The organism is Affinundibacterium fentianense (genome assembly GCF_018139545.1).
In the GTDB taxonomy this organism is placed as follows: Bacteria; Pseudomonadota; Gammaproteobacteria; order Burkholderiales; family Burkholderiaceae_D; genus Undibacterium; species Undibacterium fentianense.
This window is the reverse complement of record NZ_JAGSPJ010000006.1, coordinates 104532-119998: the sequence shown is the minus strand read 5'-3', so window position 1 is coordinate 119998 and position 15467 is coordinate 104532. Positions and strand designations below refer to the sequence as shown.

The window sequence follows — 15467 nt, the reverse complement described above, 5'->3', positions numbered from 1 at the left end:
GCCTGAATGGCCTGAGCACAAGAATCACGGCACTGTGACCTATGTGCTTCTACGGCAAAGAAAATTGATTCCTTCGCCAAAACTACCGTATTACAAAGGCAAATGCATATCCCGCGCAACTTGCGTTTGCTTGGCGCGGAAGGCTTCTAACTTCGCCGCCATCGCATCATCAGTCGTCGCTAACATCGCAATCGCTGCCAAGGCCGCATTACCTGCGCCTGCTTCACCAATCGCAAAAGTATTCACAGGAACGCCTTTTGGCATTTGCACGATAGACAGCAAAGAGTCTTCGCCACGCAAATACTTCGATGGCACAGGCACCCCAAATACAGGCACGATGGTTTTCGCTGCGATCATGCCAGGCAAATGCGCCGCACCGCCAGCACCTGCAATGATGCCGCGGATACCGCGACTACGTGCTGTCTCGGCATAGGTGAACATTTCATCTGGCATACGATGTGCTGACACCACTTGCGCCTCGAACGGAATGCCGAATTCTTTCAACATAGTCACGGCGTGTTGCATCACATCCCAATCGGATGAAGAGCCCATCACGACACCGATGATAGGCGTTGCGTTGAATGTTGCGTCGCTCATATTACGCCTTCAAACTTTCACCCGTTAAGCGCTCTAAAGCTTCACGGTATTTCGCTGCGGTTTTTTGAACCACTTCGTCTGGCAATGTCGGCGCTGGTGCTGTCTTATTCCAGCTTGTGATGGTTTCTAAGTAATCACGTACGAATTGCTTATCGAATGATGGTGGAGAAATGCCTGTTGCGTAAGAATCTGCTGGCCAGAAGCGTGATGAGTCCGCCGTCAACACTTCATCCATTAAATGCAATACGCCATTGTCATCGAGACCAAATTCAAACTTCGTATCGGCAATAATGATGCCGCGTGTTGCTGCGTAGTTTGCTGCTTCTGTATAAAGTTGAATACTAATGTCGCGCATCTTGGCAGCGAGTTCTGCACCGATGCGTTTTTCCATTTCAGCAAAGCTGATGTTCTCGTCATGCTCACCCATTTCCGCTTTTGCGGCTGGCGTGAAAATTGGGGCGTCTAACTTAGCTGCCTGTGGCAAACCCGCTGGCAATTGGATACCGCAAATCGCGCCCGTATCTTGGTAGTCTTTCCAACCAGAGCCGATGATGTAGCCGCGCACGACTGCTTCCACCATGATAGGTTTTAAACGTTTCGCGACGACTGCACGACCACGTACTTGTTCTGCTTCATCAGGTGCGACCACGGACACTGGGTCAATACCGGTCAAATGATTTGGCACCACGTGACTGAGTTTTTCAAACCAAAAGTTCGCCATTTGATTGAGTACGCGACCTTTATCAGGAATCGCTTCATTCATGATCACGTCAAATGCCGACAAGCGATCACTTGTCACGATCAACAGCTTATCTTCGCCAACGGCATAGTTATCACGGACTTTGCCACGACCTAACAGTGGTAGCGAATGTAAAGTGGAGTTTATTTGCGTAGTCATAATGTGGTCTCAAAAAAAATGCTGAAGGGAGATTCATCAGTTCTTCATCAATACGTGCGCCGTATCAACAAACAAGCTTTGAATCTCCCTGCGGGGCGCACCACGCGCCCGGTTTACTTCGATCTAAAAAGTGATCAGTTCAGATTAGTTCACAACCTGAGCTAATGCACCTGATTTATATTGTTCTGCAACTTTTTCCAAAGTCATCGGTTTGATCTTTGCCGCTTGACCTTCGCAACCAAATGCTAAGAAGCGTGCTTTACAAACCAATTTCGCTGCTTCACGCGCTGGCTTCAAGTAATCGCGTGGATCAAACTTGCTTGGATTTTCAAACATATAACGACGAATCGCAGCAGTCATCGCCAAGCGAATGTCCGTATCGATATTGATTTTACGCACGCCGTTTTGAATACCGATCACGATTTCTTCCACTGGTACGCCATAGGTTTCTTTCATATCGCCGCCGAATTGACGAATTTCTTCGAGCAATTCTTGTGGTACGGAAGAAGAGCCGTGCATGACCAAATGGGTATTCGGAATGCGTGTGTGGATTTCTTTAATACGATCGATCGCCAAAATATCACCGGTAGGCTTGCGAGAGAATTTGTACGCACCGTGCGAAGTACCAATTGCAATCGCCAAGGCGTCGCACTGAGTTTGTTTCACGAAGTCAGCAGCTTGTGCAACGTCGGTCAACAACTGTTCGCGTGTCATTTTTCCGTCCGCGCCGTGACCGTCTTCTTTGTCGCCCATCATGGTTTCCAAGGAGCCCAGTACACCCAATTCTGCTTCGACCGTTACACCAATAGAGTGAGAGAATTTCACGACTTCTTTGGATACCGCTACGTTGTATTCGTAGCTAGCGACCGATTTGCCGTCTTCCATCAAGGAACCATCCATCATCACGGAAGTGAAACCAGACTTGATCGCTGCCATACAAACTGCTGGCGATTGACCATGATCTTGATGCATCACCACAGGAATATGTGGATAAGCTTCGACCGCAGCAGAAATCAAATGACGCAAGAAAGCTTCACCAGCGTACTTACGCGCACCAGCAGAAGCTTGCATAATCACCGGCGCACCAACTTCATTCGCCGCTTCCATGATTGCAGTAACTTGTTCTAAGTTATTGACATTAAACGCTGGAATACCATAGCCATTTTCAGCTGCATGATCCAGCAATTGACGCATTGATACGAGAGACATAGTTTTTAACTCCAAATAAAAAAATCTTCCGTCGAAATGCTGATTAAGCTACTGCGCGACCACATTTTGAATTGGCGATGCTCGCTGTACTCAAGTACAGCTGCGCTTCTCAATCCAAACTGTGACCGCTCGCTACGCTTACTCAGCACTTCTTTAAGCTTGTGGCCTTTGACTTCGGCTGTTTGAATCGTGTTCGTTACTCTTCTAATTCGGCACTGCTAAGAAACTGATTTTTAGGGATGCAGTGCTAGGCGCAAAACGCAGCAATACACTAGTATTGCGAGGCTTTGCAACAACGCAATGCGCCCTAAAAATCAGTTTATTTATTCGCCGATTTTTACTATCCTCATCGCGTTGGTACCACCCACCTTACCCATTTGCTCACCCCAAGTCGCAACGATTAAATCGCCCTTCTTCACCGCACCTTTTTCTAACAAGACGTTTTCTGCTTGTTGCAAAACCAAATCGCGATCTGGGTTGTACGGCAATTTGAAGGTCTGTACATTGCGGTACAAGGCTGCTTTACGCATAGTCGCCACGCTTGGTGTCAAGGCAAACAAAGGCACGTCGATACTTTGGCGACTCATCCACAATGCAGTTGAACCGGATTCAGTCAACGCCGCAATCGCTTGCACCCGTAAATGATGCGCTGTAAACAAAGCACCGTAGGCAATCGATTGATCAATCCGGGTGAATTGCAAATTCAAAAAGTCAGCATCAAGTTTGCACTCTTGGTGCTTTTCCGCTTCGATACAAATCGCCGCCATGGTTTCCACTGTCACTACCGGATATTTGCCTGACGCCGTTTCCGCCGACAACATCACCGCATCTGTACCATCCAATACGGCGTTGGCCACGTCAGAGACTTCGGCACGGGTTGGCACGGCATTGACGATCATCGATTCCATCATTTGCGTCGCTGTGATCGTCAATTTATTCGATGCACGCGCCATCTTGATCATACGTTTTTGTAAAGCAGGAACCGCTGCATTACCCACCTCTACCGCCAAATCACCACGCGCGACCATAATGCCGTCTGACGCATCCAAAATCTCTTGCAACACCGGTATCGCTTCTGCACGTTCAATCTTTGCGATCATCATCGGCTTGTGGCCGTAAGGCTCACCTGCGATATTCGCTAACTGGCGCGCCATTTCCATATCTGTCGCATTTTTGGGGAAAGAAATCGCCAAATAATCGGCTTGGAAAGACATCGCTGTTTTGATGTCTTCCATATCTTTTGCCGTCAATGCGGGTGCAGTTAAACCACCACCTTGGCGATTAATACCTTTGTTGTTCGACAGTTCACCACCAATTTTAACTGTGGTGTGAATCTCGTTACCCACCACTTTATCGACGATCAAGACGATCAAACCGTCGTTAAGGAGCAATACGTCGTTTGCTTTAACATCACGCGGCAAGGCTTTGTAATCGAGTCCGACACGCTCTTGATTACCTAAAGCACAGTCTGCATCGAGAATAAATTTATCGCCGTTCTCAATTTGAATTTTACTGTTTTCAAATTTACCGATACGAATTTTCGGACCTTGCATGTCCGCCATAATCGCGATCTCAATGCCACAGACTTCTGCCGCTTTACGTACCAGTGCAGCGCGATCAATATGGTCCTGTGCCTTGCCGTGTGAGAAGTTCAAACGAACCACATTCACACCAGCTTTTAACATACTAACTAAAGTATCCAGATCACTGGATGCCGGGCCTACTGTCGCTACAATTTTGGTTCCGCGTAACATTGAATCTCCTGATGGATAATTTTTACAAGGTCGTGCTTAAAACTAAAAATCTCTTTAGCCAAAAATTTAGCCTCAAAGAGCGCAGATTATTGCGCCGCTCTTTGCAACAAAATCTCTACGGCTGGCAAAGTTTTGCCTTCCAAAAATTCCAAGAATGCGCCGCCGCCAGTGGAGATATAGCCAATTTTTTCTGTGATGTTGTACTTGGCAATCGCGGCTAAAGTATCGCCGCCGCCAGCAATCGAGAAGCCATTGGATTCCGCAATTGCTTCAGCCAATACTTTGGTGCCATTCCCAAATTGATCGAACTCGAACACGCCAACTGGGCCATTCCACACGATCGTACCTGCTTGACGAATTTGTGCGGCCAATGCATTGGCTGTGTCAGGACCGATATCCAAAATCATGTCATCGTCTTGTACATCTGCGACTGCTTTTACTGTTGCAACAGCTGTTGGAGAAAATTCCTTTGCACAAACTACATCGGTTGGAATCGGCACAATCGCGCCACGCGCTGCCATCATGTCCATAATCGCCTTGGCTTCGCCTACCAAGTCAGCCTCAGCTAAAGACTTACCAATCTTCAAACCTGCTGCCAGCATGAAAGTATTCGCGATACCACCGCCGACGATCAATTGATCTACTTTTTCGGCGAGAGATTTTAAGATGGTCAATTTGCTAGAGACTTTAGAGCCAGCCACAATCGCCGACAATGGACGTGCTGGTTGACCGAGCGCTTTACCCAAGGCATCCAATTCAGCCGACAACAAAGGACCAGCGCAAACGATAGACGCATATTTTGCGATACCGTGGGTCGTCGCTTCTGCGCGATGTGCGGTGCCGAATGCATCGTTTACATAAATGTCGCACAGCTTCGCCATTTTTTGCGCGAGCGCGTCATCGTTCTTTTTTTCGCCTTTATTGACGCGGCAATTTTCTAACAATACGACTTGACCAGCAGCTACTTCCACGCCATCAACCCAGTTTTGTTTGAGTTCAACCGTCACGCCCAATAATTCCGATAAACGTGTTGCTACTGGGGCCAAAGAATCTTCCGCTTTGAATTCACCTTCGGTTGGGCGACCCAAATGGGATGTCACCATCACGGCGGCGCCAGCTTGCAAAGCCTGTTGAATCGCTGGCACAGAAGCGCGGATACGCGTGTCTTCTGTAATATTGCCTGCATCGTCTTGCGGAACATTCAAATCTGCACGAATAAAGACACGTTGACCTTGGAGTTTATTAGCAGCGATGAGATCGCTCAGACGATTAAATTGCATAGCAGGACCAATTAAGATGAGAAGGAATAAATCGAGGCGTGGCATCACGGCAGCCTGCGATTGTCTTGCAATGATCTAAAAAGCAAGTAAATCAACAATTCCGTGAATTTTTAAATTAATCGCGTATTTTACCAAAACACGAGCGCGATTCACGATTTTTCTCACCAATATTGACTTTTATGAAATTTTATTCAGGTATCTTTAGGCTTGCTGAGGATTAGAAGTACAAGCGTACCAAGCTGAATATTCCCATGCCAAAAACAATAGTCAACAACATATCTTTCTTCCAAAGATAGAAAGCAGATGCGACAACTCCCGCAATCAATTTCGGGTTATGCAGAGAGGTGACTAGTTGATTGTCATTGATAAAAAAGTCGGGCGCGACAATCGCAGCCAAGGCGCAACTTGGCGCGTAACGTAAAGCTTCTTGCACTCGTCTGGGCAAATTAATATGATGACCAACCACCCAAAATGCGCTGCGATCAACCACCGTCGCGATTGTCAGCAAGATGATCACGGCCCAGATTTCGATATCACTCATCACCTTGCTCCTGCTGAACTGGATTCATATGCTCCTCTACCCACATTGCCACCGCCATACCGATTAACACCGCGAGCAACAATCCCAGCTTATACGGCATGGCATGTGCAGCTACAGCCACAACACCAGCCACTAAAACACCGATAAATCCTGGGCGATTGCGCATCATCGGCAACAAAATACACAAGATTGCCAAGGTTCCCGCAAATCCTAAGCCCCAATGCATAGGCACCTGACTGCCCGCCAAAATGCCCAGAATGGAACCTGCCTGCCAGACAAACCAGTTCGGAACGATCAAGCCTTTCAAGTACAACACCTGATCACGCTCCTCTGCTGCGTTTTGCCACATCGCGGGAAAGCGATTCATGAACAAAGGAACAGAAATATCGCCAGTCAAGAAACCAAACACGATGCGCTTTGCCCAAGGTAAATGCGCAAAGCGCGGCGCAATCAAGGCTGACATAATCAAAAAGCGTAAATTCACAATCAAGGCGGTCGCAAAGATCACCCAAATCGGCGCGTTCGCCACAATCAGAGGCAAAGCTGCCAATTGCGCAGAGCCAGCAAAGACCAACAGCGTCATCCCAAAAGCCTGCGGCAAACTCAACCCCGCCTTAATCATGGCGACGCCAACGACCATACCCCAAGCAGCCATGCCAAATAGAGATGGCGCGGAAGCCTTAAAGCCTTCGCGAAAGAGAGCCGAATTCCAGTCTTTTAACATAGTGGGCAACGCAACAGCGTCAGATAAGCATGAGAATTGAGGAACATTGCAAGCAAAGCGCTGCTGCAAAACCCGTATTGTAACGCTGCATACCAATACTTGCTTAGCGTCAACGCAAAACATTTGTGAAAGTTCATTGCTCAAGACCATCTTGCATGCTAATCGCTCTCCGCAAATGGAGTGGAATCCGTTAAAATCATGCGCTAAAGCAAATTCACTCAATGAGGAGAAAAACATGTCAAATAAGCCATCCAATACTGCCGCCGCAGTTGAATTACAAGCCAGCGACTTGCCAGCACATTGCCCTAATCCTGCCATGCCTTTGTGGTCTTCCCATCCACGCGTCTATTTGGACTTGTCGCATGGTGATTCAGCGACTTGCTCCTATTGCGGCACTGTTTACAAATTGGCTGCGGGAACGGTATTGAAAGCACACTAGCAGCTGGCAGACTGCTTCGCTGTTTCCGCCCAAAAGACACTCACACGAGAAAATCACATGCCCGCCAAAAAGCAGCTCAACGGTAGTGCAGATGAAGTCGAAATCGCCTTTTACGATGCGATAGCGCGTGGCGACCTCGACGCGATGATGGCACTTTGGGCAGAAGATGAAGAAATTGTCTGTGTTCATCCCAATTCACCGCGTTTAGTCGGGCACGCCGAAATCCGCGCTTCGTGGGAAGCGATCTTTGAAAATGGCAGCATGCATATTCACACACGCCAATTGCACGCCATGCATAATTTATTGACGGCAGTGCATAGTGTGATCGAAGAACTACACCCCAAAGATCAGATCGCCCAAGACGTTCACATTATCGCCACCAATGTGTATATCAAAACGCCGCGTGGTTGGCGCATCGCGACGCATCACGCCTCAGTGGCAGCGGGATCGGCACCAGTTGATCTCACCAAAGCTGACGTCTTACATTGAACGACACAGAATAAATGCACTACTCCTCCCCGTGGTGGCTGGCAGGCGGCCATGCCCAGACCATTTATCCAGCAACCTTGATGCACAAGCCTGAGGTTGCACTCCGACGTGAACGTTGGACCACCCCCGATCAAGATTTTATCGACGTCGATTTTTTAGATGGCGAAGCGGGCAAACCGTTTCTGGTTTTATTTCATGGCTTAGAAGGCTCCAGCAATAGTCACTACGCCCGCGCCTTGATGGACAAATTAAAAAGTTTAGGTTGGTCGGGCGCAGTGCCACATTTTCGTGGTTGCTCAGGCGAGCCGAATCAAGCACCGCGTTTTTATCACTCCGGCGATGCGCAAGAAATCAACTGGATCATCCGTCGTCTGCATAGCCAATTTACAGCAGCCCATCCGCAAGCGAAGTTCTATGCCAGCGGCGTCTCGCTAGGCGGCAATGCTTTATTACGTTGGCTAGGTGAATCGCAATCGAGCGCCCGCATCGTCGATGCCGCTTGTGCGGTCTCGGCACCACTGGATTTAACCAATAGCGGCGCAACTTTATCGCGTGGCTTTAATCGTATTTATACGAAAAATTTTCTACAAACCTTGAAGCCAAAATGCCTGCACAAGCTCACGCAATTCCCCAAGCTATTTGATCGTGAACGCATGCTTAGCGCCAAGAACCTATACGAGTTCGACAATGTCGTCACCGCACCTTTGCATGGTTATCGTGACGTTGATGATTACTGGCACAGAGCCAGTGCTTGTTTGGTACTAAATGAAATTCAAGTGCCGACCTTGGTGCTCAATGCGCAAAATGATCCCTTCATGCCCGCGCAATTTTTACCCAAATCGGCATCGACTTATGTCACACTCGATTATCCACAACATGGCGGTCACGTCGGATTTGCGCAAGGAGCCTTCCCCGGCAAACTAGATTGGCTACCCGAAAAAATCATCTCCCATCTACAAGCACATGGATGACATCGTTCTCGCCGCCATGGCCAAATGGCCGAATGTGCCGGATTGCTACGGCTGGCTAAGTCTCGATGCACGCGGCAACTGGCGCATGCGCGACGAACGTGCACAAGCGTTAAATTTGCCAGGTGATGTGATTCGCAACCCAACGCTACAAAGCTTTATCAATCGCAACTATCTATGCGATGACAATGGGAATTGGTTCTTTCAAAATGGACCGCAAAAAGTCTATGTCGATTTAGCCGCAACGCCTTACATCGCGCAAATCTTGCCAGATCAAACCTGGCGTTTGCATACGGGACAAATCATGCCGCCCGCGACACGGGTTTGGATGTTAGATGATGGGAATATTGCGTGTCATGCTGATCAGTATTTATGCCAACTGGACGACCGTGACATTGGCTTGTTTCTCGACACACTCAAAGAGAATCAGCAGACTTTAGCTGAAGAGCGATTGCTAGAGTTCATGGAAGCATCGACAGAAAGTACCTCTCAATTCAAGATTACTGCAAGAATTGCTGGGCGGGAAATCGTTTTGCAGCAAACGGATTTGACGAGCTTACTAAACGAGGTTGGCTATTGCCAGCAGCCGCGATGAACTGCATTTTGGCAACAATAGATCTGCGCCATTTATTCTTTGCTCGCCTTCGATTAGTCAAACCGGTTTCTCCGTGTTTCGAAGTATTAGATTTACACAATTAATTTCCAATGTTGTAGCTTAGTGACGACTTCGAATTCGTCATAGCTGAAGTCGTCATACTTGAGCGAGCTATTGGCAGCGCAGTCAAAGCTTCATTTCGGGAAAGGTTGCATAGCAATCAGCATATTTTGGATTTACAGGCTCACCTTGAGTGAGTATGCCGGAAGAACCCTTAATATAGCTTTCAATTTTACGTTTTGGCTTCTCGTGCCAACCGATGTTGAATGCGCATAACTTTGGAAAGAATTGGAGTTCGCTATACGGAAGATTGTTGTGAATCCAATAAGCCATTGCTCGCCAGTCCGCACCGGCCTCATAGCGCTCTGTAAACCAAGGAACAATAATGCAGGCCATAGCTCCATGTAGTCCCTCAGAATCAGGTATATCCCAGATGTGGTTCGCATAGTTTTTCTCATTTGAACCACAATTGTGGCCCTTTTCATTTCCGAGACCATTAACCGCGAGAGAACGGTATGCGGAGCGTATAGATATACGTCCAAATGTTGAGTTGAGTGGCTCAAGAAGGCTCTCACAGAGGTTACGACCATTAGCTACAGCTAAATCGGGATTTTCCGGAATGTTTTGTACGCCATAAAAGTTCGAGATTTCGCTATAAAGAAATTCTCTCATATAGAAGGATCTTGACAATTTAACTCGACCAAGATCATCAAATGACTTATAGGAGATTGTTTTGCGCATTTCTTTCCTACGAGGTTAATGTTGAAGATAACGTGCTGCCAGAATGCCGCGGGCATGGAAGTGACCCAAAGCCCAGCTTTGAGTCGTCACGTTAACCGAAAGTTGAGCGACTGTGACACATGGTTCCATTCCACTCGCTGCCTAAGTGGAAGGACATGTTCCATTCCATTCCATAAACCTCTTTTTATAAGTCTAGATCTTGGGTCTTCAATGCCTACTTCTTCTAAAGTGAAATCCATACGGCCAAAATTGCAAGCAGCACAAGTAATTACCATATTTTCTAGCGAATTAGTGCCACCGCGAGCGTGGGGGATTATGTGGTCGTACTGTGCCCACATGACTTGAAATGCAGCGTGCTGAGAAATGTTTTTTCTCCCCCAAGGCAAGGTATTTGGATAAATGGTATGAAGGTAGTGACGTACTTCTTTTCTAATTACAGGAATTTCACAAAATCGACAGTAAAATCCATCACGGCGGAGTAAGCTTGCTTTTTGCTGGCCACTTGGCATTCGAACCTCAAGACGATCTTCTTTTGAAAGTATTGGCAGACTATTCGGTACTGACTTGAACTTAACATAAGGGCTTGATTTCCCCCATATTGATTCCAACCACTCCCTAACCGCTATGTCATTTGCTAAATTAAATAGGTCACTAGCGACCTCACTATTACCTGAAATATGCGCCTCTACTGCGGTTCGAATTAGCTCCGCACATTTGTAAATTTCCGGTATGGGTTCGCGAAAGAAAGCGCGGCTCATGCTTGAAGTTACCTAAATAGATATAGCCAATACAATGTCGCCTAATAATTTAAGATGACGCATAACATTTTTCATTCATTGCCTCCAAAGGCTTGTAAATATTGGGTTTCCAGCATGGCACTGCACATTTAATCAGTATTAACATGTCCGTGAAATACGTCATCCTATTCTTGCATTTTACCAAACACTTTGACCATTCAAACTATACTCCCTACTTCCCCTTCTTTTCGTCTTCCAATTCCTCTTTACGCTTTTCTTTCCATTCACGCTCACGCGCGTCTATCACAGACAAATCGTAATATTTCACATCGGGATCAAGGCGAGCAATGTCGAGTTGGGCTAAAGCTGCGGGTAGTGCACCTTCTAAGGCGTAGGCTTCAGCTAAGGCGATATGTTGTAGTGCTTGCTTGCCTTCTGCTGCATAGGATTTTGCAAGTAAGTGCTGTAACTTGGCTTCGCGGCGATACAGGCTGATCTGGTCACGCAAAAAAGCTTCGGCTTCTTTGTAGTTTTTTGCTTCGATCAACACTTCGGCGTATTGATGCGCTAGGCCGCGTGCTAATGGCAGATCACGCAATGCGGCTTTAGCTTTGGCGACAGCTAAATCTGGACGTTTTTTGCCCATTTCAATATCGATGGCGAGACTCGCAAACGCGCTGGTTTCTTTTAGCCATTTTTTTTGATTTGGCATTTGCGCGATGTGTGCAACTAGGGTATCTAAAAGTTTTTCCGCCTTCAAAAAGTCATTCTTTTTGTAAGCAATAAATGCCAATCCATATTCGCCACTGAGCCGACGCTCTTCGTTACCATTTTTAATTTGATTTTCAAACGCGACTGCGGCATCGATTAAGCCTTGCGCTTTACTGTCTTGCAAAACGCGTACGCGCGCTTGCGTCAAATAAAAATCTAACCCATCAACGCGTTGGCGATAGCGTTCACCAAATAAGCGCCCTTGGATATCTGCCATCCGTTCGCTGGTGAGCGGATGGCTCCGTAGATACGACAAACCATTGTCGGTGTAATTACGCGAGGCGTGCTGCATACGTCCAAAAAAAGCCAACATGCCGGCGGTATCATAGCCACCATCTTTAAGAATTTGAAAGCCGATGCGATCTGCTTCGCGCTCTGCATCGCGACTAAAATTTAATTGCCTTTGAATCGCAAGACCTTGCCCGCCCATAATCATGCCCATTGCGGCATCAGGGCTAGTACGCGCCGCTAAGGCTGCCAATATAATCGCAGCGATCGGAATCAAGAAATCGTTTTTTTGATTGCCTAGCATACGCGCAATATGGCGCTGCGACACATGCCCAATTTCATGTCCCATGACGGAAGCGAGCTCCGACTCGGACTGTGCGGCCAAAATCAAGCCTGAATGAAATCCCAAGAAACCGCCGGGGAAAGCAAACGCATTCAAGACTGGGTCACGTACGGCAAAAAACTCAAACTCGTAAGACTCTTCGCCACGCGCATCAGGCCGTTTATCCAATAGCGAATTACCGAGTTTGGTCAAATATTCAATCACTGGACCATCTTCTAAATAATCGGGATCACGCCGCACACTGCTCATGATCTGCTCACCAATTTTGCGTTCCATAATCGGTGATAAATCACCACGGGCAGCATCGCCCAAAGTCGGCAAGCTTTGATTCTTCGGTGTATTTTGCGTCGTGCTGGGAGGCGTAGAAGGAAGGGTCGAAATCGTGCCCGTTTGTGCATATCCCAAGTGAGGCAAGAGCAAAGTGCTACCAAAACACATCGAGATAGTGAGCTGGATCAACTTAAAACGAAATTTCGGGAATTCTTTTTTCACGATGATATGATCACGAATTAAATACAAAACGCTTTACTACAAACTGGTTGGTTGCGGTCGATGTTGCCTGATAGAACGACACTGAGCTTATCGCCTTTTTTGAGACAGCATATCTTAACTCACATTCGCCCACATTCGCTAACAACCACTCACCAGCAGCCAAAACGCATCGAGAATTTATTTATGACTAGCAAATTTTCTATAACTCCCTCTGCCGAAGTCAATGGTGGTTTGACCCATTTTGATCAAGGCGGACAAGCCCATATGGTGGACGTCGGCAACAAAGACAATACCCACAGAATCGCCCGTGCGGCTGGCAAAATTCGTATGCAGCCTGCGACTTTTGCTTTAATACAAAATGGTCATGCAAAGAAAGGCGATGTGATTGGGATCGCAAGAATCGCAGCGATCATGGCGGCTAAACGTACTAGCGATCTCATTCCTCTTTGCCACCCTTTAGCCTTAACCCGCGTCACGGTTGACTTTGAACTCGATGCAGCAAACCATGCCGTACTATGCCAAGCACAAGTCGAGACGTATGGCAAAACTGGTGTTGAAATGGAGGCCTTAACTTCGGTACAAGTTGGTTTGCTCACGATTTATGACATGTGCAAAGCAGTTGATCGGGGTATGGTGATGAGTGATATCCGTGTCTTAGAAAAACACGGTGGCAAATCGGGGGATTGGACTGCGGTGATTGATTGAATTATTTCGAGTGGCCAATGTATATTGTGTCCCACTCGCATGTATCGGCATCTAGACAAATCTAAGTTTCAATAACACTCCCTCTCCTGTTTGTGGGAGAAGAGGTTTCTAACCTGATCTGAACTTGTGCAGATACCTATGTCATGTAAGAAGGGAATTTCGCCCAAATTCACATTGGGATTTCGGGCTAACATTTCAAATCAATTTTCAAGCCAAATTTCAAACCAATATCCGCAATGTTGGCGTTGAGATCAATAGAATTCATCGATTCAGCAAAACTTTGACGCTCATTCAAAGTTTAGGCAGCATCTGCCCTTCCCTCTCATAACGACTATGCCACGACAAGGCTTCATCAAGTATGTGGGGTGTATGCATGCCACCGTGTCCCGCTTTCGCGCTATCTTGCGCACGCTGAACATAGTCGAGCAAAGCAGGACGATAATCGGGATGAGCACAGCGTTGAATAATGAGCTCTGCCCTGTGGCGCGGCGCTAAACCACGCAAATCGGCCAAGCCTTGCTCGGTTACGATAATTTGTACATCATGTTCTGTATGATCAACATGACTGACCATCGGCACGATACAAGAGATGGTTCCGCCTTTGGCGGTCGACGGTGTCATAAACATCGAGACATAGGCATTCCGTGCAAAGTCGCCTGAACCGCCAATGCCATTCATGATGCGCGTTCCCATCACATGGGTCGAATTCACATTACCGTAGATATCTGCTTCCAGCATGCCATTCATAGCAATGACGCCGAGTCTTCGGATTAATTCTGGATGGTTAGAAATTTCTTGTGGACGCAGAATAATACGTTCTTTGTAAAAATCGAGATGATCAAGAAACTCTTGATTTGCAGCAGGGCTGAATGACAATGCCGTCGCGGATGCCATACTCATCTTTCCCGACTTGATCATGTCCAACATGCCGTCCTGTAAGACTTCCGTAAATCCGCTCAAATTTTCAAAAGGACCGCGATTCAGTCCAGCCAATACCGCATTAGCGATATTGCCGACACCTGACTGCAAAGGCAATAAATTCGGCGGCATACGTCCCAGTGCGACCTCTTGCGCAAAGAAAGTCAAAATATGTTCTGCGATTCTTTCAGACTGCTCGTCTGGCGCTGTAAATTCAGTGTTTCGGTCTGGACAGTCTGTTTCAACGATCGCGACAATCTTATTCAAATCAACACGTAAATAGGTATCGCCGATACGATCCCCCGTATGCTCCATGGGAATCGGCTTGCGATAGGGTGGACGCTCCGTTCCGTAGTAAATGTCATGCATTCCCTCAAGCGCTGCACTCTGGTGCGAATTCACTTCTAAAATCACTTTATCGGCTTGATCTAGCCAAGTCTTATTATTCCCTACAGACGTTGAAGGAATCAAACGCCCATCTGGCAAAATTCCCGCCACCTCAATGACTGCGACATTCAGCTTACCTAAGAATCCAAACCAAACGAACTGCGCGACATGCGATAAATGCAGGTCAACATAATCCATTAATCCAGCATTAATGCGAGCGCGGCAAGTCGGATCAGACTGATACGGCAAACGCATATTCATACCGCCCACTTTAGCCAATGCACCGTCTAACTCAGGTGCGGTCGAAGCCCCAGTCCACAGTCCTATGCTAAAGGTATTACTACCTTGATTCGCTTGCTCAATTCGCTTGGCCAATGCTTGTGGAATTAATTTTGGGTAGGCGGCACCGGTGAACCCGCTCATACCAACATGATCACCATTCTGAATCAAGGCGGCCGCCGCCTCTGCCGACATGATTTTCTGACGCAATAAGGGATGCTGAATTCGGGAATGATTAATCATGCAGTTTGAATAAATCAAGTTATCAGTACAAAGAAATCGTCTTCTTTTGAAGTCAGCGAAGGCACGGAT

Annotated in this window: 16 protein-coding genes; 5 read left to right on the top strand and 11 right to left on the bottom strand. The window is 47.2% G+C overall.

The features are described 5' to 3' along the window. Positions 1–90: 90 nt before the first annotated feature. The 7 genes from purE to KDM90_RS14240 form a co-directional block, all read right to left on the bottom strand. A complete protein-coding gene (purE, locus tag KDM90_RS14270; RefSeq protein WP_212676295.1) occupies positions 91–597 on the bottom strand; it encodes a 5-(carboxyamino)imidazole ribonucleotide mutase in 507 nt (168 codons plus the stop codon). A 1-nt stretch (position 598) separates the two neighbouring features. After that, positions 599–1495, bottom strand: coding sequence for a phosphoribosylaminoimidazolesuccinocarboxamide synthase (locus KDM90_RS14265; protein ID WP_212676294.1), 897 nt, complete (start codon positions 1493–1495; stop codon positions 599–601). Positions 1496–1639: 144 nt separating this feature from the next. Beyond that, entirely contained in the window at positions 1640–2704 is a 1065-nt protein-coding gene (fba, locus tag KDM90_RS14260) for a class II fructose-bisphosphate aldolase (RefSeq protein WP_212676293.1), read from the bottom strand. Between the two features lie 323 nt (positions 2705–3027). Then, positions 3028–4458, bottom strand: a complete 1431-nt coding sequence (pyk, locus tag KDM90_RS14255) for a pyruvate kinase (RefSeq protein ID WP_212676292.1) — start codon at positions 4456–4458, stop codon at positions 3028–3030. 86 nt (positions 4459–4544) lie between these two features. Further along, complete coding sequence (locus tag KDM90_RS14250; RefSeq protein ID WP_212676521.1) at positions 4545–5738, bottom strand: phosphoglycerate kinase; 1194 nt, start codon at positions 5736–5738, stop codon at positions 4545–4547. A gap of 217 nt (positions 5739–5955) precedes the next feature. Next, entirely contained in the window at positions 5956–6279 is a 324-nt protein-coding gene (locus tag KDM90_RS14245) for an AzlD domain-containing protein (protein WP_212676291.1), read from the bottom strand. Beyond that, complete coding sequence (locus tag KDM90_RS14240; protein ID WP_329605332.1) at positions 6272–7240, bottom strand: AzlC family ABC transporter permease; 969 nt, start codon at positions 7238–7240, stop codon at positions 6272–6274. The genes KDM90_RS14245 and KDM90_RS14240 overlap by 8 nt, the downstream gene beginning before the upstream one ends. Between KDM90_RS14240 and KDM90_RS14235 the strand changes: the two genes are divergently transcribed. Genes KDM90_RS14235 through KDM90_RS14220 form a run of 4 tightly spaced genes read left to right on the top strand, consistent with a single transcriptional unit; the run spans position 7239 to position 9494 of the window. Beyond that, positions 7239–7442 carry a zinc-finger domain-containing protein gene (locus tag KDM90_RS14235; RefSeq protein WP_212676290.1) on the top strand — a complete coding sequence of 68 codons (204 nt, stop codon included), beginning with the start codon at positions 7239–7241 and terminating at the stop codon, positions 7440–7442. The two genes, KDM90_RS14240 and KDM90_RS14235, sit on opposite strands and share 2 nt — an antisense overlap. Before the next feature lie 57 nt (positions 7443–7499). Beyond that, positions 7500–7931 (top strand): YybH family protein, encoded by a 432-nt coding sequence (locus KDM90_RS14230; RefSeq protein ID WP_212676289.1) that lies wholly within the window; start codon positions 7500–7502, stop codon positions 7929–7931. A gap of 14 nt (positions 7932–7945) precedes the next feature. Continuing rightward, a complete protein-coding gene (locus KDM90_RS14225) occupies positions 7946–8902 on the top strand; it encodes a YheT family hydrolase (RefSeq protein WP_212676288.1) in 957 nt (318 codons plus the stop codon). Continuing rightward, positions 8895–9494 (top strand): DUF2946 family protein, encoded by a 600-nt coding sequence (locus KDM90_RS14220; RefSeq protein WP_212676287.1) that lies wholly within the window; start codon positions 8895–8897, stop codon positions 9492–9494. The genes KDM90_RS14225 and KDM90_RS14220 overlap by 8 nt, the downstream gene beginning before the upstream one ends. Positions 9495–9680: 186 nt before the next feature. On the opposite strand, the gene KDM90_RS14215 is transcribed toward KDM90_RS14220, so the two are convergent. The 3 genes from KDM90_RS14215 to KDM90_RS14205 form a co-directional block, all read right to left on the bottom strand. Then, entirely contained in the window at positions 9681–10295 is a 615-nt protein-coding gene (locus KDM90_RS14215; protein WP_212676286.1) for a hypothetical protein, read from the bottom strand. A gap of 86 nt (positions 10296–10381) precedes the next feature. Further along, positions 10382–11053 carry an HNH endonuclease gene (locus tag KDM90_RS14210; protein ID WP_212676285.1) on the bottom strand — a complete coding sequence of 224 codons (672 nt, stop codon included), beginning with the start codon at positions 11051–11053 and terminating at the stop codon, positions 10382–10384. Positions 11054–11264: 211 nt separating this feature from the next. Beyond that, positions 11265–12866: a M48 family metalloprotease gene (locus KDM90_RS14205; RefSeq protein WP_329605331.1), complete on the bottom strand. Its 1602-nt coding sequence runs from the start codon at positions 12864–12866 to the stop codon at positions 11265–11267. Between the two features lie 183 nt (positions 12867–13049). Between KDM90_RS14205 and moaC the strand changes: the two genes are divergently transcribed. Next, complete coding sequence (moaC, locus tag KDM90_RS14200; RefSeq protein ID WP_212676284.1) at positions 13050–13571, top strand: cyclic pyranopterin monophosphate synthase MoaC; 522 nt, start codon at positions 13050–13052, stop codon at positions 13569–13571. Positions 13572–13862: 291 nt separating this feature from the next. On the opposite strand, the gene KDM90_RS14195 is transcribed toward moaC, so the two are convergent. Continuing rightward, positions 13863–15398, bottom strand: a complete 1536-nt coding sequence (locus KDM90_RS14195) for an acetyl-CoA hydrolase/transferase family protein (protein WP_212676283.1) — start codon at positions 15396–15398, stop codon at positions 13863–13865. Between the last annotated feature and the right edge of the window lie 69 nt (positions 15399–15467).

Excerpts from the sequence above, each read along its gene's own strand:
- KDM90_RS14230 (WP_212676289.1), top strand. The coding sequence starts at position 7,500 with ATGCCCGCCAAAAAGCAGCTCAACGGTAGTGCAGATGAAGTCGAAATC.
- purE (WP_212676295.1), bottom strand. The coding sequence starts at position 597 with ATGAGCGACGCAACATTCAACGCAACGCCTATCATCGGTGTCGTGATG.
- moaC (WP_212676284.1), top strand. The coding sequence starts at position 13,050 with ATGACTAGCAAATTTTCTATAACTCCCTCTGCCGAAGTCAATGGTGGT.
- KDM90_RS14195 (WP_212676283.1), bottom strand. The coding sequence starts at position 15,398 with ATGATTAATCATTCCCGAATTCAGCATCCCTTATTGCGTCAGAAAATC.
- KDM90_RS14210 (WP_212676285.1), bottom strand. The coding sequence starts at position 11,053 with ATGAGCCGCGCTTTCTTTCGCGAACCCATACCGGAAATTTACAAATGT.
- KDM90_RS14265 (WP_212676294.1), bottom strand. The coding sequence starts at position 1,495 with ATGACTACGCAAATAAACTCCACTTTACATTCGCTACCACTGTTAGGT.
- KDM90_RS14245 (WP_212676291.1), bottom strand. The coding sequence starts at position 6,279 with ATGAGTGATATCGAAATCTGGGCCGTGATCATCTTGCTGACAATCGCG.
- KDM90_RS14220 (WP_212676287.1), top strand. The coding sequence starts at position 8,895 with ATGGATGACATCGTTCTCGCCGCCATGGCCAAATGGCCGAATGTGCCG.
- pyk (WP_212676292.1), bottom strand. The coding sequence starts at position 4,458 with ATGTTACGCGGAACCAAAATTGTAGCGACAGTAGGCCCGGCATCCAGT.
- KDM90_RS14250 (WP_212676521.1), bottom strand. The coding sequence starts at position 5,738 with ATGCAATTTAATCGTCTGAGCGATCTCATCGCTGCTAATAAACTCCAA.
- KDM90_RS14240 (WP_329605332.1), bottom strand. The coding sequence starts at position 7,240 with ATGTTTTTCTCCTCATTGAGTGAATTTGCTTTAGCGCATGATTTTAAC.
- fba (WP_212676293.1), bottom strand. The coding sequence starts at position 2,704 with ATGTCTCTCGTATCAATGCGTCAATTGCTGGATCATGCAGCTGAAAAT.
- KDM90_RS14225 (WP_212676288.1), top strand. The coding sequence starts at position 7,946 with ATGCACTACTCCTCCCCGTGGTGGCTGGCAGGCGGCCATGCCCAGACC.
- KDM90_RS14215 (WP_212676286.1), bottom strand. The coding sequence starts at position 10,295 with ATGCGCAAAACAATCTCCTATAAGTCATTTGATGATCTTGGTCGAGTT.
- KDM90_RS14235 (WP_212676290.1), top strand. The coding sequence starts at position 7,239 with ATGTCAAATAAGCCATCCAATACTGCCGCCGCAGTTGAATTACAAGCC.